Origin of the sequence: Pseudorhodoferax aquiterrae (assembly GCF_014652235.1) — a bacterium.
GTDB classification, from domain to species: Bacteria; Pseudomonadota; Gammaproteobacteria; order Burkholderiales; family Burkholderiaceae_C; genus Pseudorhodoferax; species Pseudorhodoferax aquiterrae.
In genome coordinates, this window is sequence record NZ_BMYK01000003.1 from 1 (window position 1) to 19,314 (window position 19,314).

At 70.8% G+C, this 19,314-nt stretch carries 15 protein-coding genes; 5 read left to right on the top strand and 10 right to left on the bottom strand.

The features are described 5' to 3' along the window. Positions 1-112: 112 nt before the first annotated feature. From IE209_RS05305 to hemC, 4 genes are read right to left on the bottom strand one after another with little or no spacing between them, the layout of a single operon-like run. Positions 113-1,393, bottom strand: coding sequence for a heme biosynthesis HemY N-terminal domain-containing protein (locus tag IE209_RS05305; RefSeq protein WP_189685930.1), 1,281 nt, complete (start codon positions 1,391-1,393; stop codon positions 113-115). Between the two features lie 8 nt (positions 1,394-1,401). Then, positions 1,402-2,460 carry a uroporphyrinogen-III C-methyltransferase gene (locus IE209_RS05310; protein ID WP_189685931.1) on the bottom strand — a complete coding sequence of 353 codons (1,059 nt, stop codon included), beginning with the start codon at positions 2,458-2,460 and terminating at the stop codon, positions 1,402-1,404. Next, positions 2,457-3,218, bottom strand: a complete 762-nt coding sequence (locus IE209_RS05315; RefSeq protein WP_189685932.1) for a uroporphyrinogen-III synthase — start codon at positions 3,216-3,218, stop codon at positions 2,457-2,459. Before IE209_RS05315 ends, IE209_RS05310 begins: the two co-directional genes overlap by 4 nt. A gap of 7 nt (positions 3,219-3,225) precedes the next feature. Then, positions 3,226-4,152, bottom strand: coding sequence for a hydroxymethylbilane synthase (gene hemC / locus IE209_RS05320; RefSeq protein ID WP_189685933.1), 927 nt, complete (start codon positions 4,150-4,152; stop codon positions 3,226-3,228). Positions 4,153-4,263: 111 nt separating this feature from the next. On the opposite strand from hemC, the gene ppc reads away from it, so the two are divergent. After that, on the top strand, positions 4,264-7,188 hold the full coding sequence (ppc, locus tag IE209_RS05325; RefSeq protein WP_189685934.1) for a phosphoenolpyruvate carboxylase: 2,925 nt from the start codon (positions 4,264-4,266) through the stop codon (positions 7,186-7,188). A 27-nt stretch (positions 7,189-7,215) separates the two neighbouring features. Here ppc and IE209_RS05330 read toward each other — a convergent pair whose 3' ends face one another. From IE209_RS05330 to IE209_RS05345, 4 genes are all read right to left on the bottom strand, one after another. Continuing rightward, on the bottom strand, positions 7,216-7,434 hold the full coding sequence (locus IE209_RS05330) for a putative motility protein (protein WP_189685935.1): 219 nt from the start codon (positions 7,432-7,434) through the stop codon (positions 7,216-7,218). Next, positions 7,431-8,873: a mannose-1-phosphate guanylyltransferase/mannose-6-phosphate isomerase gene (locus IE209_RS05335; protein ID WP_189685936.1), complete on the bottom strand. Its 1,443-nt coding sequence runs from the start codon at positions 8,871-8,873 to the stop codon at positions 7,431-7,433. Before IE209_RS05335 ends, IE209_RS05330 begins: the two co-directional genes overlap by 4 nt. Before the next feature lie 29 nt (positions 8,874-8,902). Next, entirely contained in the window at positions 8,903-9,913 is a 1,011-nt protein-coding gene (galE, locus tag IE209_RS05340) for a UDP-glucose 4-epimerase GalE (RefSeq protein ID WP_189685937.1), read from the bottom strand. Positions 9,914-10,069: 156 nt separating this feature from the next. Then, positions 10,070-10,972, bottom strand: a complete 903-nt coding sequence (locus IE209_RS05345) for a LysR family transcriptional regulator (protein WP_189685938.1) — start codon at positions 10,970-10,972, stop codon at positions 10,070-10,072. Positions 10,973-11,120: 148 nt separating this feature from the next. Between IE209_RS05345 and IE209_RS05350 the strand changes: the two genes are divergently transcribed. After that, complete coding sequence (locus tag IE209_RS05350) at positions 11,121-11,951, top strand: Crp/Fnr family transcriptional regulator (RefSeq protein WP_189685939.1); 831 nt, start codon at positions 11,121-11,123, stop codon at positions 11,949-11,951. A 3-nt stretch (positions 11,952-11,954) separates the two neighbouring features. Here the strand turns inward: IE209_RS05350 and IE209_RS05355 are convergent, their stop codons facing one another. Further along, positions 11,955-13,169, bottom strand: a complete 1,215-nt coding sequence (locus IE209_RS05355; protein WP_189685940.1) for a TetR/AcrR family transcriptional regulator — start codon at positions 13,167-13,169, stop codon at positions 11,955-11,957. A gap of 39 nt (positions 13,170-13,208) precedes the next feature. Then, positions 13,209-14,465 (bottom strand): acyl-CoA dehydrogenase family protein, encoded by a 1,257-nt coding sequence (locus tag IE209_RS05360; protein ID WP_373305300.1) that lies wholly within the window; start codon positions 14,463-14,465, stop codon positions 13,209-13,211. A 291-nt stretch (positions 14,466-14,756) separates the two neighbouring features. On the opposite strand from IE209_RS05360, the gene IE209_RS05365 reads away from it, so the two are divergent. From IE209_RS05365 to IE209_RS05375, 3 genes are read left to right on the top strand one after another with little or no spacing between them, the layout of a single operon-like run. Next, a complete protein-coding gene (locus tag IE209_RS05365) occupies positions 14,757-15,917 on the top strand; it encodes an acetyl-CoA C-acyltransferase (RefSeq protein WP_189685942.1) in 1,161 nt (386 codons plus the stop codon). Beyond that, a complete protein-coding gene (locus IE209_RS05370) occupies positions 15,914-17,188 on the top strand; it encodes a TetR/AcrR family transcriptional regulator (protein ID WP_229882704.1) in 1,275 nt (424 codons plus the stop codon). Before IE209_RS05365 ends, IE209_RS05370 begins: the two co-directional genes overlap by 4 nt. Positions 17,189-17,222: 34 nt before the next feature. After that, on the top strand, positions 17,223-19,313 hold the full coding sequence (locus tag IE209_RS05375; protein ID WP_189685943.1) for a 3-hydroxyacyl-CoA dehydrogenase NAD-binding domain-containing protein: 2,091 nt from the start codon (positions 17,223-17,225) through the stop codon (positions 19,311-19,313). Position 19,314: the final 1 nt, after the last annotated feature.

Genomic DNA, 19,314 nt, shown 5'->3' on the forward strand with positions numbered 1-19,314 from the left:
CAAGTACCCACCAAAGAAAATGCCAGTCAGCGCTTAACTGACTGGCATTGGCCTCGTGGGGCGGTCTTTTTTTTTGCCTGCCTTGTCCGGCCAGGCCCCAGTGCGGCTGGCGCTACAGCAGTGCAGCCTCGCGCAGCGCCTGCTGCGAAGCAGCGCTGTCGCCGCGCTGCTCGGCCAGGGCTGCCAGCGCGCGCCAGGCATTGCGCCGCAGTTCGGCGTCCTGCAAGCGGCCCTGGGCCTGCGTGAGCAGTTGCTGGGCCTTGCCCCACAGCTGGTGGCGCAGGCAGGCGATGCCGGCCAGGTACCGGAGTTCGGCGCTCTCGGGATGCTGGCGCTGGGCCGCCTCGATGCGTTCAAGCCATTGCAGGTCGCTGGCGCCGGCCTCGGCACCGAAGCCTTCTTCCAGCGCATGGATCAGCTTGACCAACACCGGCACCTGCTCGCGCAGGTTGGGCGCGCGCACCAGTTCCTCCCACACCGGCGCCAGCCACTGGCGCGACAAGGCCACGTCGCCCTCGAGCGCGGCAAGCCGGTGGCCGGCCTGGATCGCCACCTCCGCCATGGTCTGCTCGGCCGGCTCCAGTTCGGCCCACGCGCGCTGCAGCTGCACGGGGTCGTGCGCGCCCTGGATCAGCTCCAGCGCCAGGCCCTTCAAGATCAGGTGCGCAGCCTCGGGCGAGAACGCGCGGTGCTTGGCCAGCAGCCGCGCCGTCTCCAGCGCCGGCAGGGTCTGGCGCGACAGCCGCGTGGCCTTGAGCCGGGCACGCAGCGCCAGCGTACGGCGTGCGGCGCCCTGGGGCATCGCGTCCAGCCATTGCAGCGCGGCCTGCGGGTCGCGGTCGGCCAGCGCCCAGCGCGCGGCCTGCAGCTGCACGCCTTCGCGGGTCTCCTGCGCCTCACGCACCTCGGTTTCCTTGAGCAGTTGCTGCAGGTGCGTTTCGCGCGTCGTGCGGTCCTGCAGTGCATGGGCGCTCTCGGCGGCCACGAGGTGGGCGGTGGCGCGCAGCTTGCCGGCGTGCTGGACCGGATGGCCGCTGGCGGCCAGCATCTCCTCCTGCTGCAACGCCGCCTCGGCGGCCTTGCGCGCGCGCAGGAAACGGCCGGCCTGCTGGTGCGTCAGCGCGTCCAGCACGGCGGCGTGCATGGCGCGCTCGCGCTGCTGCAGGCGCCAGCGCTGGGCCTGGCGCGGCATGGACAACAGGGCCGACAACCCGCGCAGCGCGAGGTGCAGCAACACGAAGCCCAGCGCCAGCGTGGCCAGCACCAGATTCAACGACAGGTCGACACGGTAGGGCGGCAGGAACAGCGTGACCGTCCCCTGGTTGTTGCCGGCCAGCAGCGCGGCACCAGCCGCCAGGCCGAACAGCGCGAGGAACCACAGCAGGGCGCGCATCATGCGGTTCAGCGCCCCGCTGCCGCCGTGGCCAGGGCCGACAGCGTCTCGTCGATGCGCGGCAGCTCCACGGCCTTGAGCTGCGCCTGCACCTCGGACAAGGTGTTGGCGAACTGCTGCGTGCGCCGCGCCGCCGGATCGAAATAGCGGTGCAGCATGAAAGCGGCCCCGGCCGCGTCGGCCCGGGCCGAGGGGAACTGGCGCGCCAGCAGGCCCATGCGCACGTTGAGCAGGCGCAGCTTGAGGTTCTCGCGCAGGAAGTAGGCCTGGTCGGGCGCCAGCAGCGCGGCCTCCGGCTGGTCGATGCGCGACACGCGCATGAGCCGCACGGCCTCCGCCCGCACCAGTTGCCAGATGCGCAGCCACCAGTGTTCGGAGGGCGGCTCGGCCTGCGCCTGCCCCTTGGCCAGGTTGGCGGCCAGCACGGCATTGAGCAGGGGCACGTCGTCGATCTGGCGCACCAGGTCGTCGAGCTTCTCGAGGATGGTCTGGGTGTCGGTGATCTGCGTGGAGCGGATCGCCTCGGTGTCGCGCGCGACCGCGCGGCGCACGGGCTCCAGCCGCGGCTGGGCCGCGCGCTCCAGGCGCTGGTCGGCCGTGCGCAGCGCGGCCAGCAGGGGCTCGGCGCTCAGCGTGAGCTGGGCCTGCTGCTGCGCCAGGCGCAGCGAGGATTCGAGGTCGATGACGAGGGTCTCGTCGCGCGAGCGCGACAGGCTGGCCAGCAGCTCGTCGATCTGGCTGCGCTGCAGCGTGGCCTCGCCGAGCTTGGTGTCGGTGACGGCCTGGCGCGCAGCGGTCTCGCGCGCGAGATCCGCGGCTTCGCGCGCCGCGGCGCGGGCTTCCATGGCCCGGGCCTGGGTGTCCGAACTCTGGCGCGCCAGGGTTTCCTGCATGCCGCCCACCTTCTGCCAGAGCAGGCCGACCGCCGCCAGGGCGAGCACGGCCAGCAAGGCCAGGAACAGCACGAGCGCCCGAATCGCAGTGGTGGCCGGCGGCCTGGTGTGGGGGGCAGGCCCTGCAGCGGCCTGGCCCGGCTGGGGTTCTGAAGACAGCTCGGCAGCGTTCATCGGGCGGATTCTATCGACGCGACCACGTCCTCCAGGGCGGGGCGCACCGTGTCGACACGGCCGAAACCGGCCGCGCGCGCCGCCTCGGCGATGCGGCCATGCGTGGCCAGCGCGCGCGTGGCATGCCAGTCGGCATCGGGCAGCAACTGCTGCAGATGGCGCACCGCGTCCGAACTGCTGAACAGCCACAGCGCATCGGTGGCGGCTGCGGCATGGGCACGGGTGGCCGCGTCCCAGCTCGGCGGGCGGCGCGTGTAGGCGGCCAGCGCCTGCACCTGCGCACCGGCCGCCCCGAGCCGGTCGGCCAGCCAGGGCCGTCCCGCCAGGCGGCCGTCGGCATCGGTGCCGCGCACGATCAGCACACGCGCCCCGGCAAGGCCGGGGTCCTGGCCGACCAGCTGCCACAGGGCCTCGGAATCGAATTGCGGTGCGTCGGCGGCCGGCGCCACGAGCGCGTGCGCGGGCACGCCGGCCTCGCGCAGCGCGCGCGCCGTGCCAGGGCCGGTGGCCCAGGCCGCCGTCTGCGCAGGCCAGGCCTGGCCCTGGGGACGCGCAGCGCAGAAGCCCTGCACCGCATTGGCGCTCACGAACATGGCGGCGCGGCAGTCCGCGAGCCGCGCCCAGGCCGCCGCCAGCGGGGCCGGGTCGGCGGGGGCGATCTCGATCAGCGGCAGCGCTTCGGCCGCGAATCCGCGGTCGCGCAGCTGGGCGCACCAGCGCAGCGCCTCGCGCTGCGGCCGCGTGACGAGCACGCGCATGCGGCGCTCAGACGGCCTTGCGGGCACCGCCGGCCTGCAGGGCTTGGGCCACCTGCCAGCCCAGCGCCTGCGCCGCGGGCAGGCCGTCGGCCGGTCCGTTCGACTGCGCATGCACGATCGCGCCCTTGACGTCCTGGTCGCCCCACTCGGCACGCAGCTGCAGCTCGCCATCGAGCCATTGCGCATGGGCGGCCAGCGGCATCGAGCAGCTGCCGCCCATGGCCAGGCTCACGGCGCGCTCGGCGGCGGTGGCCAGCCAGGTCGGCGTGTGCGCGAGCGCAGCCAGCACCGCCAGCAGATCGGCCCGGTCGGACCGCACCTCGATGCCCAGCGCGCCCTGGCCCGCGGCCGGCAGCATGCGCTCGGGCGCGAAGACTTCGCGGATCCGGTCGGCCATTCCCAGGCGCTTGAGGCCGGCCGCCGCCAGCACGATGGCCGCGAACTGGCCCTCGTCGAGCTTGCGCAGGCGCGTGTCCAGGTTGCCGCGCAGCGGCTGGATGTCCAGGTCGGGCCGCAGCGCCTGCAGCAGCACCGTGCGGCGCAGGCTGGACGTGCCGACCACGGCACCCAGCGGCAGGTCATCGAGCCTGGCGTAGCGTGGCGAGACGAAGGCGTCGCGCGGATCCTCGCGCTCGAGCACGCAGGCCAGCGCGAAACCGGCCGGCAGCTCCATGGGCACGTCCTTGAGCGAATGCACGGCGATGTCCGCGCGGCCATCTTCCAGTGCGGTCTCGAGTTCCTTGACGAACAGCCCCTTGCCACCGACCTTGCTCAGCGTGCGGTCCAGGATCTGGTCGCCGCGCGTGGTCATGCCCAGCAGTTCGACCGTATGGCCGCGCTGCTCCAGCAAGGCCTTCACATGCTCGGCCTGCCACAGGGCGAGGCGGCTTTCCCGGGTGGCGATGACGATGGTGGAAGAGGGAGAAGAGCGCACGCAGGTAACCAGTCCGTAATCGGCCGCGGGGGCCGGATGCTAGCATGGGGTCAACCCCAGTCCGGGCATGGCATTCTTCTTGCAGAGCGCTCGCACAGCCCTCGTTCCAACATGAAAACACAAGACCAGGCGCCCTCCCCTTCCGCTGCGGCCGCAGCCCCTGCCACCACGGAAGCACCACAGCGCAGCCGCGCCGCGGCACGCGACATCGAGCGCCCGCTGGTCGAGGACATCCGCCTCCTGGGCCGCCTGCTCGGCGACGTGATCCGCGAGCAGGACGGCGCCCCGGCCTTCGAACTCATCGAACAGGTGCGCAAGCTCTCGGTGGCCTTTCGCCGCGATGCCGACGAGGAGGCCGACAAGGCACTCAAGAAGCTGCTCAAGAGCCTGACGGCCGACCAGACCGTCAGCGTGATCCGCGCCTTCACCTACTTCAGCCACCTGGCCAACCTCGCCGAGGACCGGCACCACATCCGCCGGCGCGCCGTGCACGAGCGCGCCGGCAACACGCAGGAGGGCAGCATCGACGTGGCGCTGTCGCGCCTGCGCTGGGCCGGCATCTCGCCCAAGGCCATCGCGATGACGCTGGCCACGAGCTATGTCTCGCCCGTGCTGACGGCCCACCCGACCGAGGTGCAGCGCAAGAGCATCCTCGATGCGGAGCGCGACATCGCCCAGCTGCTGGCCGCGCGCGACGAGATCCGCCTGCGCGCCCAGCTCTCGGGCACGGGCCGCGACGCGCTGACCCCGCGCGAGCTGGCGGCCAACGAGGCCCAGCTGCGCGCCCGCGTGATGCAGCTGTGGCAGACGCGGCTGCTGCGCTTTTCCAAGCTCACGGTGGCCGACGAGATCGAGAACGCGCTGTCCTACTACGAGGCCACCTTCCTGCGCGAGATCCCCAAGCTCTACGCGCAGCTCGAGCGCGAGCTCGGCAACCAGAGCGTGGCCAGCTTCCTGCGCATGGGCCAGTGGATCGGCGGCGACCGCGACGGCAACCCCAACGTCAGCGCCGAGACCATGGAGTACGCCATGCGCCACCAGGCCGAGATGGCGCTGCGCCACTACCTGACCGAGGTGCACCACCTGGGCGCAGAGCTCTCGCTGTCGGCCCGGCTGGTCGACATCCCGGCCGAGATGCAGGCCCTGGCCGAGCGTTCGCCCGACACCAGCGAGCACCGCAAGGACGAGCCCTACCGCCGCGCGCTGACCGGCATGTACGCCCGCCTGGCGGCCACGCTCAAGCAGCTGACGGGCGGCGACGCCGCGCGCCATGCCGTGGCGCCGCAGAACCCCTACCTCCAGGCCGAAGACTTCCTGGCCGACCTGCGCACCATCGAGGCCTCGCTCAAGTCGCACCACGGCGGCGCCTTCGCGGCGCAGCGCCTGCACCCGCTGATCCGCGCCGTGGACGTGTTCGGCTTCCACCTGGCGACGCTGGACCTGCGCCAGAGCTCGGACAAGCACGAAGAGGTGGTGGCGGAGCTGCTGGCCACGGCGCGCCTGGAGCCCGACTACGCCGCGCTCGACGAAGCCGCCAAGCGCGAACTGCTGCTGCGCCTGCTCAACGACGCACGCCCGCTGCGCGTGCTGGGCGCGCAGTACTCCGATCTCGCCCGCCACGAACTCGCCATCTTCGAGAACGCGCGCAGCGTGCTGCAGCGCTACGGCCGCAACGCGATCCGCCACTACATCATCAGCCACACCGAGACCGTCAGCGACCTGCTGGAGGTGCTGCTGCTACAAAAGGAAGTGGGGCTCATGCAGGGCCTGCTGGACGAAGCCAGGACCAGGGGCGCGCGCGGTGAAGGCGCCCGCTGCGACCTCATCGTGGTGCCGCTGTTCGAAACCATCGAGGACCTGCGCAACGCCGCGCCCATCATGCGCGAGTTCTACGCGCTGCCGGGCATCGCGCGGCTCGTGCAGCGCTCGGGCGGAGAGCAGGACATCATGCTGGGCTACTCGGACAGCAACAAGGACGGCGGCATCTTCACGAGCAACTGGGAGCTCTACCGCGCCGAGCTCGCGCTCGTGGAACTGTTCGACGAACTGGCCAGCAGCCACGACATCACGCTGCGCATGTTCCACGGCCGCGGCGGCACCGTGGGCCGCGGCGGCGGCCCGAGCTACCAGGCCATCCTGGCGCAGCCGCCCGGCACCGTGCGCGGCCAGATCCGACTGACCGAGCAAGGCGAGGTGATCGGCTCCAAGTACGCCAACCCCGAGATCGGCCGGCGCAACCTGGAGACCCTGGTCGCCGCCACGCTGGAGGCCACGCTGCTGCAGCCCACCAAGGCCGCCACGCCGGCCTTCCTCGAGGCCGCTGCGGTGCTGTCGGAAGCCAGCATGCGCGCTTACCGCCACCTGGTCTACGAGACGCCCGGGTTCACCGACTACTTCTTCGAGTCCACCCCGATCCGCGAGATCGCCGAACTCAACATCGGCTCGCGCCCCGCCTCGCGCAAGGCCAGCCAGAAGATCGAGGACCTGCGCGCCATCCCCTGGGGCTTCAGCTGGGGCCAGTGCCGGCTCACGCTGCCGGGCTGGTACGGCTTCGGCTCGGCGGTGGAGAGCTTCCTGGCCGGCGACGGGCAGGACGGCGCCGCCGCCCGCAAGCCCGCCGGCGCCAAGGACCGCCTGGCCCTCTTGCAGAAGATGTACCGCCAATGGCCCTTCTTCCGCACGCTGCTGTCCAACATGGACATGGTGCTGGCCAAGAGCGACCTGCAGCTGGCCTCGCGCTACGCCGAACTGGTGAGCGACGCGCGGCTGCGCAAGAAGGTGTTCGGTGCCATCGAGGCCGAGTGGCAGCGCACGGCCCAGGCGCTGGCGCAGATCACGGGCGAGAAGCAGCGCCTGGCGGGCAACGCGGCGCTGCAGCGCTCGATCCGCCACCGCTTCCCCTACATCGACCCGCTGCACCACCTGCAGGTGGAGCTGGTGCGGCGCTACCGCGCCGGCCAGGCCGACGAGCGCGTGCGCACCGGCATCCACATCTGCATCAACGGGATCTCGGCCGGGCTGCGCAACACCGGCTGAGCCGGTTCAAGCGGCAGGCGCCGCGGCTCAGGCGTAGACGTCGAGCCGCGTGCCCAGCATGCCCTGCGGCACGGGCGGTGGCGGCGGCAGCGACGCCAGCAGCTGCGCCGCCGCGATCTCCTGCACATCCAGCGCCTTCTTCAGCACGCGCAGCTGCACGCTGGCCTGCACCGCATCGGTCGGCAACGACTGCGATGCGGCGCTGGCCGTGGCGGCCTGGACAGCGGGCGTGCTAGCGATGTTCATTGCGAACGGCCGTAGACGTCCTCGAAGCGCACGATGTCGTCTTCGCCGAGGTAGCTGCCCGACTGCACCTCGATCATCTCGAGCGGCAGGCGGCCCGGGTTCTCCAGCCGGTGCGTGGAGCCCAGTGGGATGTAGGTCGACTCGTTCTCGGAGACCAGGTAGCTTTCCTTGTCGCGGGTGACCTTGGCCGTGCCCGACACCACGATCCAGTGCTCGGCACGGTGGTGGTGCATCTGCAGCGAGAGCTGGCCGCCCGGCTTGACCACGATGCGCTTGACCTGGAAGCGCGCGCCGTTGTCCACGCTGTCGTACCAGCCCCAGGGCCGGAACACCTTGCGGTGCAGCTGGCCTTCGGAGCGGCCCTCGCGCTTGAGCGCATCGACGATCTTCTTGACGTCCTGGGTCTTGTCCTTGTTCGCCACCAGCACTGCGTCGGCGGTCTCGACGACGATCAGGTTCTCCACGCCCACGCAGGCGATGAGCCGGCCTTCGGACAGTGCCAGCGTGTTCTTGCTGTCGTGCAGCAGCACGTCGCCCTGTTGCACGTTGCCGCTCTCGTCCTTGGGCAGCACCTGCCACAGCGCGTCCCAGGCGCCCACGTCGGACCAGCCGGCCGACAGCGGCAGCACCACGCCGGCCGGCAGGTCCTCGCGACCACCGGCAGCCAGGCGCTCCATGACGGCGTAGTCGATGGAATCGCTCGGGCACGCCGTGAAGCCTGCCTTGTCCACGCGCAGGAATTCGCCGTCTGCCGAGCCCTTGGCGAAGGCCGCTTCGCAGGCGGACAGGATGTCCGCGCGGCAGGCCGCGATGGCCGCCAGCCAGACCGAGGCCTTGAGCATGAACAGGCCGCTGTTCCAGGCATAGCCGCCCGCGTCCAGGTAGCCCTGGGCCGTGGCGCGGTCGGGCTTCTCGACAAAGCGCGCAATGCGGTGCGCGCCGCCCTCGAAGGCCGCGCCGGACTGGATGTAGCCATAGCCGGTCTCGGGCGTGTCGGGCGTGATGCCGAAGGTCACCACCGCGCCGGCCTCGGCCAGCTTGGCGCCCTGCACCACGACGGTCTGGAACGCCGCCACGTCGACGATCACGTGGTCGGCCGGCATCACCAGCAGCACCGGGTCGGCGCCGTCGCGGCGGGCCGCCAGCGCGGCCAGCGTCAGCGCGGGCGCGGTGTTGCGGCCCACGGGCTCCAGCACGATGGTGCCCGGCTTGCCCATCAGGCGCAGCTGCTCGGCGATGACGAAGCGGTATTCCTCGTTGGAGACCACCATGGGCGCGGCCACGGACACACCGGCCAGGCCCTCGACACGGCGCACCGTGGCCTGCAGCAGCGAATCGTCGCCGATCAGCGGAAGCAGCTGCTTGGGGTACTTCTCGCGCGACAGCGGCCACAGGCGGGTACCGGAGCCACCGGACAGAACAACAGGTTGGATCAGCATGGTTGCTTCAGACGGAGTTGGAATCGGGTTCAGGCGGTGTAGCCGTTCGGGTTGCCGCTCTGCCAGCGCCAGGCGTCCTGGCACATGGCGACAAGGTCGCGCTCGGCACGCCAGCCCAGCACGGCCAGCGCCTGGGCCGGGTCGGCATAGCAGGAGGCCACGTCGCCGGGACGGCGCGGGGCGATTTTGTAGGGAACGGGCCTGCCGCTGGCCTCTTCGAAGGCGCGCACCATGTCCAGCACGCTGTAGCCGGTGCCGGTGCCCAGGTTGACGGTCAGGCCGCCTTCCTGCGCCTGCAGGCGCTCGAGCGCGCGCAGGTGGCCGATGGCCAGGTCCACCACGTGGATGTAGTCGCGCACGCCCGTGCCGTCGGGCGTCGGGTAGTCGTTGCCCCAGACCTGCAGTTGCTCGCGCCGGCCGATCGCCACCTGCGCCACGTAAGGCATCAGGTTGTTCGGCACGCCGCGCGGGTCTTCGCCGATCAGGCCGCTGGCATGCGCACCGACCGGGTTGAAGTAGCGCAGGATGGCGATGCGCCAGGACGCGTCGCTCGCCTGCAGGTCGCGCAGCATGTCCTCGATCATGAGCTTGCTGCGGCCATAGGGGTTGGTGGCCGACAGTGGGTGGTCCTCGGTCAGCGGCAGGCGCTGCGGGTCGCCGTAGACGGTGGCCGAGGAGCTGAACACCACCTGCTGCACACCGCAGGCGCGCATGGCCTCCAGCAGGCGCAAGGTGCCCACCACGTTGTTGTCGTAGTAGGCCAGCGGCTGCTGCACCGATTCGCCCACGGCCTTGAGCCCCGCGAAGTGGATCACGGCGCGCGCACCGCTCGTCTTCAGTGCATCGGCGAGCGCGGCACCGTCGCGGATGTCGCCGCGCACCAGTCTGGGCGCCCTGCCGGCGATGCGCTCGATGCGCGCGACCGACTCGGGACTGCTGTTACAAAAATTGTCAAAAATGGTGACGTCGTGGCCCGCTTGCAGCAATTCCACGCAGACATGGGAGCCGATGTAGCCGGCACCGCCGGTGACAAGAATCATGTGATGTTCTGGGCAATGCCGGCGCAGGCCGGCGGAAGATGGTTCTTGCCGCGCCGTTCGAGGCTGTGGGAGCCCTCCGGCGACGATGGCGCGGCAAGAATAGCATGGGCCATGCCAGCCCCCGTGTCAGCCAGCACGCTGTCGCGCCCGGGCCGGTCAGCCCTCCAGCGCCTGCAGCATCGCGCTGCGAAACCATTGCGAGGCCGGGTCCGCATCGGCCGTCGCGTGCCAGTACAGAAAGGTTTCCAGCGCCGGCAGCACCACCGGCAAGGCCAGCACCTGGATGCCGGCCTGGGCGTCGTCCAGCGCGGCCTGCGAGCGCGACATGGTGGCCAGCAGGTCGGTGCGCGCGACGATGGCGCTGGCCGCCGCATGGCGCTGGCAGCGCACGCGGATGCGGCGCCGCATGCCCAGCCGGCCCAGGGCCACGTCTTCCAGCCCCACGCCGCGCCGCCGGCCCGTCACCAGCACATGCTCCTGCGCCAGGTAGGCCTCCATGTCAAAACCCGGGCCGATGGCCGGGTGCCCGACTCGCGCCAGCACCACCAGCTCGCTCGTGCCGATCTGCTGACGGCGGATCTCGGCCGTCAGCGGCAGGCCGATGTCCAGCGCCAGGTCGAGTTCGCCGCTGCGCAGGTCTTCCTCGAGGTTGCCGCGGTCGGCGCGCACCGTCGCCAACCGGATGCCGGGCGCCTCGCGCGCCACGCGCTCCGCCAGTTCCGGCAGGAAGGACAGCTCGGCCGAGCCGCTCGTGGCGACCTTGAACAGCCGCTGGCTGCTGGCCGGATCGAACTGCCCGACCTGGCGCAGCGCCTGATCCAGGCCGCCCAGCGAGGCCCGCACCGTGCCGGCCAGGCCGCGCGCCATGGGCGTGGGGATCATCACGTTGCCCTGGCGCTCGAACAGCGGATCGCCCAGCAGCTCGCGCAGCCGCGCCAGCGCGTGGCTCACAGCCGGTTGCGACAGGTGCAGCTGGCGCGCGGCCGCCGTGATGCCGCGCTCGCGGTAGATCGCGTCGAACACGGCGAACAGGTTCAGGTCGATTCGGGACAGTTGCATGGTCTCGCCAGGGGTGGGCAGGCTATGCACGCGGCAAATACCGCGTGATGCGCACATTGCATTCGCCTTCGCGCAAGTGCGCTGGCAAGCTGGCGCCTTCCCGGCCTGCCGCCAGCGGGCCATTGTCCCTCTTCAGCCCGAGCCATCCGTGACCCTGCACGCACCGACGCACCCCGCCGTCTCCGACCGCTTCGCTCCGCTGCACGCCCTGGTCTGGCGCCCCGAGCCCGGCTCCAGCGCGCAGCATCGCTCGTGGACGCTGGAGCGCCCGCGCCCGTCCGTCATTTCGCCGACCCACCAACGCACGCTGCTGGCCGCCGACTGGCTGGCCGGCGTGGGCGAGGCCGCGCGCGAGGCGTTCATGGCAGCGCTCGGCGTCACCAAGGTCGCAGCCGGCGAGCAATTGCTGCACCAGGGCGAGGACAGCGTGCTCTGGTACGGCGTGGCCAGCGGCGCGGTGCGCCTGGGCAGTGTGAGCGCCTCGGGCCGGCAGCTCAGCGCCGCCCTCGTCGCGCCGGGCGAATGGTTCGGCGAAGGTCCGGCCCTGGGCCGCCTGGCCGAAGCCTGCAGCGCCCATGCCCATGCCGACTCGGTGCTGGTGTCCTTGCGCCTGGACACGCTGCGCCGGCTCACCGCCGCCCATGCCGACCTGCGCCACGCGCTGCTGCGCTGGAGCGCCGTGCGCCAGCGCGCCGCCATGGAGGCCGTGCTGCAGGCCGCCAGCGCGCCGCTGAGCCAGCGCCTGGCCGCCTGCCTGCTCGACCTGGGCCAGCGCTTCGGCCAGCCGCAGGAAGAAGGCTTTCGCATCGCGCTGCCGCTCACGCAGACCGACCTTGCGCAACTCGTCGCCACCAGCCGCCAGCGCCTGAACCAGGGCATGCAGGACCTGCGCCGCCTGCGCGTGCTCGACACGCGCGAGGCGCAGATCACCGTGCTGTCGACCGAGGCCCTGCAGCGCCGCGCCCGCCTGCCGGCCTGACGTTCACTCCAGCCCCATCAGCAGCGGCCGCACGTAGAGCGCGACGGCCGCCTGCGGCGTCGTGCCGGGCACGAAGCGTTGCAGCTCCGCCGCGGCATTGATGCCCACCATGGCCAGCTGCGCCGCCTGCATCGGGTCCAGCGGCCGGATCGAACCGTCCACCATGCCACCCACCACGAGCGAGGACAGCCGCTCGCCGATGCGCCCCAGGGCCTGGCGGATGCGGCTGCGCTCGGCCGCGTCCGGCAGCGTCGGCACGGCCGACCACTGCAGCAGCGGGCTTCCGTCCGGCGTGATCTGGAACAGCACCAGCGCGCGCAGCACGGCGCACAGGCGCTCCCAGCCGCTCGCGTCTTCCTGCTCGGCCTGGGCCAGTGCCTGGCGCACGATGGCGAAGGTCTGGTCGAAGCAGCAGGCGACGAGGTCGTCCTTGGTCTCGTTGTGGTAGTAAAAGCCGCCCTTGGTCATGTTGAGCCGCTCCGCGATGCGGTTGACCGAGGCGCCGCGGTAGCCCTGCTCGTTGATGAGCTGGGTGGCCGTGCGCAGGAAGGCCGCCGAAGGCGACAGGTCGGCCGAGCCGAGCTGCCAATGCGCCTCGCAACCTTCGGCCTGCCAGCGTGCACCGGGCGCCATGAGCCCGCGCAGCAACAGGCCCAGCATCCCGTCGACCACGGCGCCGAAGCGTTCGGGCTCGTGCCGCAGCAGCCAGACGCGCTGCGCGTTGACCACGCCCAGCACGATGTGGGTGCGCGCGTTGGCGGCGCTGCGGTCGGCCGTGGCCTCGTCGTTGAGCAGGCGGCGCAGCCGGCGGAACATGTCCTCGTAGGCCGCGTACACGGGCGCCATGTGCTCGCCACGCAGTGCGCGCAGGTCGTGGAAGCGCGTCACGGGCGCATGCTGCCCCTGCTCCACGGCCGCGAGCACCTGCGCGTGCGCGTGCAGCAGCGCGGCCAGCCGTGCGGGCAGGCCGGTCTGCGCCATGGCCTGCTCGGTCAGACGGTTGTAGAGCTCGATGCTGCGCAGGTAACAGGCGGCTGCCAGGTCTTCCTTGCGCCGGAAGTAGTAGGTGACGCTGTTCTTGACGAGGCCCACGCCCTCGGCCACGGCCGACAGCGTGGTGCCGCGGATGCCGTGCTCGTTGAGCAGGCCCGATGCCGAGGCGATCAGCGCCTCGCGCTTGTCTGCGAACTTGGTGGTCTGCGCGGGAGAGGTGTTCATGGTGGGCGGCCGCGATTGTCCGCGAGCCGCCCTGTCCGGTCAGTTCCGGAAGACCGCCGCCATGCTGGCGTCGTCTTCCTTGCTGCCTTCGTGCATACGGATCTCGTTGCGCCCCACCACCAGGTGGTGCACCTCGTCCGGGCCGTCGGCCAGGCGCAGCGTGCGTTGCTGCGCGTACATGTGGGCCAGCGGCGTGTGCTGCGAGACGCCCAGCGCGCCGTGCATCTGGATCGCCTGGTCGATGATCTTGCAGACGCGCTCGGGCACCATGGCCTTGACCATGTGCACCCACTGGCGCGCCTCGCGGTTGCCCAGCACGTCCATGGCCTTGGCCGCCTTGAGCACCATGAGCCGCATGCTCTCGATCTCGATGCGCGCGCGCGAGATGATCTCCACGTTGCCGCCCAGCCAGGCCAGCTGCTTGCCGAAGGCCTCGCGCGAGATGCCGCGCTCGACCATCAGGTCCAGCGCCTTCTCGGCCGCGCCGATGGAGCGCATGCAGTGGTGGATGCGGCCCGGGCCCAGGCGCAGCTGCGAGATCTCGAAGCCGCGGCCCTCGCCCAGCAGCATGTTGGACTTGGGCACGCGCACGTTGTCGAACACGATGTGCATGTGGCCGTGCGGCGCGTGGTCTTCGGCGAACACGTGCATGGCGCCGACGATCTTCACGCCCGGCGTGTCCTTGGGCACGAGGATCATGGACTGCTGCTTGTGCGCTGGCGCATCGGGGCTGGTGCGCACCATGGTGATGAGGATCTTGCAGCGCGGGCTGCCGGCACCCGAGATGTAGTGCTTCTCGCCGTTGATGACCCATTCGTCGCCATCCAGGACCGCGCTGGTCGCCACGTTCTTGGCATCCGACGAGGCATGGTGCACCTCGGTCATCGCATAGGCCGAGCGGATCTCGCCGTTCAGCAGCGGCTTCAACCAACGCTCCTTCTGCTCGGGCGTGCCCACGCGCTCGAGCACCTCCATGTTGCCGGTGTCGGGCGCCGAGCAGTTCATGCACTCGCTGGCCAGCGGCTGCTTGCCGAGCTCTGAGGCGATGTAGGCGTAATCCAGGTTGGACAGGCCCTCGCCGGTCTCGGCATCGGGCAGGAAGAAGTTCCACAGGCCTTCCTTCTTGGCCTGGTCCTTGGCGGCGTTGAGCAGCTCCAGCTGGCCGGGTGCGTACTGCCAGCGCTCCTCGCCCACGCGGTTCTTGCCCAGCGCCTCGTACTTCTCGGCCATGGGCGTCACGGTCTCGGCGATGAAACGCTTGACGTGCTCGTACAGCGGCATGGCCTTGGCGGACATGCGCAGGTCGTTCAGTTCGTCGGTGGGATTGAACCCGAATGCCGGGGCGGGCTTGCTCATGGTCAGAGGATCTCCAGGCGTGCTGTTGGTCGGTGGTTTCAGACACGCAGTATGGAAGATAGCCTGATGCCCCGGAGTCCAATCCGCGACAGCGCCATGCAGGGTTTGCACGGGGCTGCGCAGCAGGTGGCGCCGCTACCATTTTTGGCGTTTCATCCCCGGAGTACGGCCTGTCCCGCACCGGACAGCGGCCGCCCCCGCGCCCCCATTCCCAACCCACAGGACACCACCATGCGCCAAGCCGTCATCGTCTCCTATGCCCGCACCGGCCTTGCCAAGGCCGGCCGCGGCGGCTTCAACGACACGCCCGCCATGACCATGCTGGGCCACGCCATCCGCCATGCCGTGCAGCGCTCGGGCGCCGAGCCGGCCGAGGTCGAGGACGTGATCGCCGGCTGCGTGGCCTCGTCGGGCAACGTGGCGCGCGCCGCCGCGCTGCTGGCCGGCCTGCCCGTCACCACGGCCGGCATGACGCTGCACCGTGCCTGCTCCTCGGGCCTGAACGCCATCGCCGTGGCCGCACACCACATCGTCGAAGGCAACGCCGACGTGATGGTCGGCGGCGGCGTGGACTCCATCAGCCTGCAGGGCGGTGGCGGCGGTGGCCGCGACCCCCTGCTCGAGCAGCAGCACCCGGCCTTCTGGATGCCCATGATCGACACGGCCGACATCGTGGCCGAGCGCTACGGCCTGTCGCGCCAGTACCAGGACGAGTACGCGCTGCGCTCGCAGCAACTCATGGCCGCTGCGCAGGAGGCCGGCAAGTTCAAGGACGAGATCATCTCGGTCCAGACCCGCATGAAGGTCGTCGACAAGGTCACCAAGGCCGAGAGCTACGTCGACGCCGTGGTCGATCGCGACGAGTGCAACCGCCCCGACACCACGCTGGCGGGCCTGGCCAAGCTCGAACCCGTCAAGGGACCCGGCAAGTTCGTCACCGCGGGCAATGCGAGCCAGCTGTCCGACGGTGCGGCCGCCGTCGTGCTCATGGAGGCCAAGGAGGCCGAGCGCCGCGGCCTGCAGCCGCTGGGCGCGTTCAAGGGCTGGGCCGTGGCCGGCTGCGAGCCCGACGAGATGGGCATCGGCCCGGTGTTCGCGATCCCGCGCCTGCTGGAACGCCATGGCCTGAAGATCCAGGACATCGACCTGTGGGAGCTCAACGAAGCCTTCGCGAGCCAGTGCCTGTACTGCCGCGACAAGCTCGGCATCGACCCCGCCATCTACAACGTCAACGGCGGGTCGATTGCCATCGGTCACCCCTTCGGCATGACCGGCGCGCGCCTCACCGGCCATGTGCTCATGGAAGGCAAGCGCCGTGGCGCCAAGCATGTCGTGGTGTCCATGTGCATCGGCGGCGGCATGGGCGGCGCGGGCCTGTTCGAGGTGTTGTGACGGCGGCCACCAGCGCCGCAGCCCGGCCATCCCGCCGGCGCGCCGCCGCCAAGGTGCCGGCCAGCCGCACGACCGACCGCTTCCAGGTCAAGCGCGAGGCCATCCTGGCCGCGGCGGCAGAGGAATTCAACCGGCATGGCATGAAGGGCGTCACGCTGGCCGGCGTGGCCGAGCGCGTGGGCCTGCACAAGGCCAGCGTGGGCTACTACCACCGGCACAAGGAGGACCTCGCGGCCGACTGCCTGCTGCAGGCCATCGCGGCCATGCAGGAGGTGGTGAAGGCGGCCCTGGCCGAGCCCGAGCCCGAGCGCCGCATCCACGCCTTCCTGCGCGGGCAGGCCGCGCTGCTGGCCGACATCGCCACGGGCCGGCGCGGCGCACTGGTCTCGTTCAACGAGATCCGCGCGCTGGCCTCGCCGCAGGTGGACCAGGTCGTGGCGGCCTACAGCGCGCTGTTCCGCAGCCTGCGCCAGTGCTTTCCCAGCGCCGGCTGGACGCCGCCCCAGCGCAACGCGCGCACGCACCTGCTGCTGGCCCTGGCCAACATCATGCGCAACTGGATCGACCGCTACGAACCCGACGACTACGTGCACGCCGCCCAAGCCCTGGCCGAGCTGCTGCTCGGCGGCCTGGCCACCGACGCGCGGCGCTGGCAGACCCAGCGCGGGCCGCAGCTGCAGGCCGCGCCCGCCGAGGGCACGGAGGTGCGCGAGGCCTTCCTGCGCGCGGCCACGGCGCTCGTCAACGAACAGGGCTTCCGCGGTGCCTCGGTCGATGCGATCTCGGCCCGGCTGCACCTGACCAAGGGCTCGTTCTACCACCACCATGCAAGCAAGGACGAACTCGTCGCGCAGTGCTTCGAACGCAGCTTCGCCGTGATCCGCCAGACTCAGCGCGAGGCCATGGCGCAGACCGCCTCGGGCTGGGAGCGGCTCGTGGCCAGCAGCTGCGCGCTGGTGCGCTTCCAGTTGTCCGAGGCCGGGCCACTGCTGCGCTCGTCGGCGCGCAGCGTGCTGGCCGAGGGCGCGCGCCACGACCCCATCCAGCGCGGCAACCAGCTGACCGAGCGCTTCGGCCTGTTCATCGTGGACGGCATGCGCGAAGGCGCGATCCGCCCCGTGGACGCCAGCCTGGCCGCGCAGCAGGTGGCCGGCATGGTCAACGCCGCCTCGTCGCTGCGCACCTGGGTGGCCGGCATCCGCCTGGACGACGCCGTGCCGCTCTACGTCCAACCCCTGTTCACCGGCATCCTGGCGCCGCCGACGCCTTGACTGCTCTTCGTTCCATCCACTTCGGAGACATCCCATGACCGTTGCCACCCCTCCCGCCCACACGCTCGCCATCGAGGGCGACATCGGCGTGCTCACGCTGAGCTATCCGCCCGTCAACGCGCTCTCGCAGGTCATGCGCGAAGCCATCGTGGAAGGCATGCGCGAGGCCAATGCCAACCCTGCGATCAAGGCCATCGTGCTGATCTGCGACGGCCGCACCTTCCTGGCCGGCGCCGACATCACCGAGTTCGGCAAGCCGCCCAAGGCCCCCTCGCTGCGCGAGGCGCAGGACCAGATCGAGAACGCGGCCAAGCCCGTGATCGCCGCCATCCACGGCACGGCCCTGGGCGGTGGCCTGGAGGTCGCCCTGTGCTGCCACTACCGCGTGGCGGTGCCCAGCGCCAAATGCGGGCTGCCCGAGGTGCACCTGGGTCTGCTGCCCGGCGCGGGCGGCACGCAGCGCCTGCCGCGCATCGTGGGCGTGGAAAAGGCACTCGACATGATCTTGAACGGCAGCCACGTGCCCGCCAAGAAGTGCCTGGAGATGGGCCTGGTCGACGCGCTGGTGCCCGAGGGCGAGCTGCGCGCCGGCGCCATCGCCTTCGCGCGCACCGTGCTCACCGAGGGCCGGCCGCTGCGCAAGGTGCGCGACAACGACGACAAGCTCATCGCCGCGCGCGCCCACCCCGAGATCTTCGCCAAGGTACGCCAGGCCAATGCGCGCAAGTTCCGCGGCTTCCCGGCGCCCGAGGCCAACATCCAGTGCGTCGAGGCCGCCGTCAACCTGAGCTTCGAGGAAGGCCTGGCCACCGAGCGCCGGCTGTTCACCGAACTCGTGGCCGGCACGCCCTCCATCGCGCAGCGCTACGCCTTCTTCGCCGAGCGCAAGGCGACCAAGATTCCCGACGTGCCTGAAGACACGCCTACAGTGAAGGTGGCCAAGGTCGGCATCATCGGCGCCGGCACCATGGGCGGCGGCATCGCGATGAACTTCGCCAACGTGGGCATCCCGGTCGTGCTGGTGGAGACCCAACAGGCCGCGCTGGACCGCGGCCTGGCCGTGGTGCGCAAGAACTACGAGAACTCCGCCAAGCGCGGCCGCTTCACCACGGAGCAAGTGGAGCAGCGCATGGCCTTGCTGACCGGCAGCCTGCAAATGGAAGACCTGGCCGACTGCGACCTCGTGATCGAGGCCGTGTTCGAGAACATGGCCATCAAGAAGGAGATCTTCGGCAAGCTCGACCGCATCTGCAAACCCGGCGCCGTGCTGGCCACCAACACCTCTGCGCTGGACGTGAACGAAATCGCCAGCGCCGCCACCTCGCGGCCCGAGGCCGTGGTGGGCATGCACTTCTTTTCGCCCGCCAACGTCATGAAGCTGCTCGAAGTCGTGCGTGGCGCCAGGACCAGCCACACCGCGCTGGCCACGGCCATGCAGATCGCCAAGAAGATCGGCAAGGTCGCGGCCGTCTCGGGCGTGTGCCCGGGCTTCATCGGCAACCGCATCCTGGCCGCGCGCAGCGCCCAGGCGCAGGCCATGGTGCTGGAAGGCGCCATGCCCTGGGACATCGACGAGGTGCTCTACGACTTCGGCCTGCCCATGGGGCCGTTCGCGATGAGCGACCTCGCGGGCCTGGACATCGGCTGGAGCAAGGAGACCAGCAAAAGCGCAACCATCCGCGAGCGCCTGTGCGAGATGGACCGGCGCGGCCAGAAGACCGGCGCTGGATACTACGACTACGAAGTGGTGGACGGCACGCGCATCGCCAAGCCCAGCGAGGTCACGCGCGGGATCATCCGCGACCTCATGGGCGAACAGGGCAAGGTGGCGCGCGAGATCAGCAAGGAGGAAATCCTGGAGCGCTGCGTGTACGCCATGGTCAACGAGGGCGCCAAGATCCTGGACGAAGGCATCGCGATCCGGGCCAGCGACATCGACGTGGTGTGGGTCAACGGGTATGGCTGGCCGGTGTACCGGGGTGGGCCGATGTTCTATGCGGACACGGTGGGGCTCAAGACGGTGGTGGAGAAGCTCAAGGGGTATGGGGAGCGGATGGGGGCGGGGTTCAGCGTGTCGCCGTTGCTGGAGAGGATGGCGGTGGAGGGGAAGAGTTTTACTCGATAGC

What these genes read in the sequence shown, in the direction of transcription:
- IE209_RS05305 (WP_189685930.1), bottom strand. Translation starts at nt 1,393, where the DNA reads ATGCGCGCCCTGCTGTGGTTCCTCGCGCTGTTCGGCCTGGCGGCTGGT.
- IE209_RS05310 (WP_189685931.1), bottom strand. Translation starts at nt 2,460, where the DNA reads ATGAACGCTGCCGAGCTGTCTTCAGAACCCCAGCCGGGCCAGGCCGCT.
- IE209_RS05315 (WP_189685932.1), bottom strand. Translation starts at nt 3,218, where the DNA reads ATGCGCGTGCTCGTCACGCGGCCGCAGCGCGAGGCGCTGCGCTGGTGC.
- ppc (WP_189685934.1), top strand. Translation starts at nt 4,264, where the DNA reads ATGAAAACACAAGACCAGGCGCCCTCCCCTTCCGCTGCGGCCGCAGCC.
- IE209_RS05330 (WP_189685935.1), bottom strand. Translation starts at nt 7,434, where the DNA reads ATGAACATCGCTAGCACGCCCGCTGTCCAGGCCGCCACGGCCAGCGCC.
- IE209_RS05335 (WP_189685936.1), bottom strand. Translation starts at nt 8,873, where the DNA reads ATGCTGATCCAACCTGTTGTTCTGTCCGGTGGCTCCGGTACCCGCCTG.
- galE (WP_189685937.1), bottom strand. Translation starts at nt 9,913, where the DNA reads ATGATTCTTGTCACCGGCGGTGCCGGCTACATCGGCTCCCATGTCTGC.
- IE209_RS05345 (WP_189685938.1), bottom strand. Translation starts at nt 10,972, where the DNA reads ATGCAACTGTCCCGAATCGACCTGAACCTGTTCGCCGTGTTCGACGCG.
- IE209_RS05355 (WP_189685940.1), bottom strand. Translation starts at nt 13,169, where the DNA reads ATGAACACCTCTCCCGCGCAGACCACCAAGTTCGCAGACAAGCGCGAG.
- IE209_RS05360 (WP_373305300.1), bottom strand. Translation starts at nt 14,465, where the DNA reads ATGTCCGCCAAGGCCATGCCGCTGTACGAGCACGTCAAGCGTTTCATC.
- IE209_RS05365 (WP_189685942.1), top strand. Translation starts at nt 14,757, where the DNA reads ATGCGCCAAGCCGTCATCGTCTCCTATGCCCGCACCGGCCTTGCCAAG.
- IE209_RS05375 (WP_189685943.1), top strand. Translation starts at nt 17,223, where the DNA reads ATGACCGTTGCCACCCCTCCCGCCCACACGCTCGCCATCGAGGGCGAC.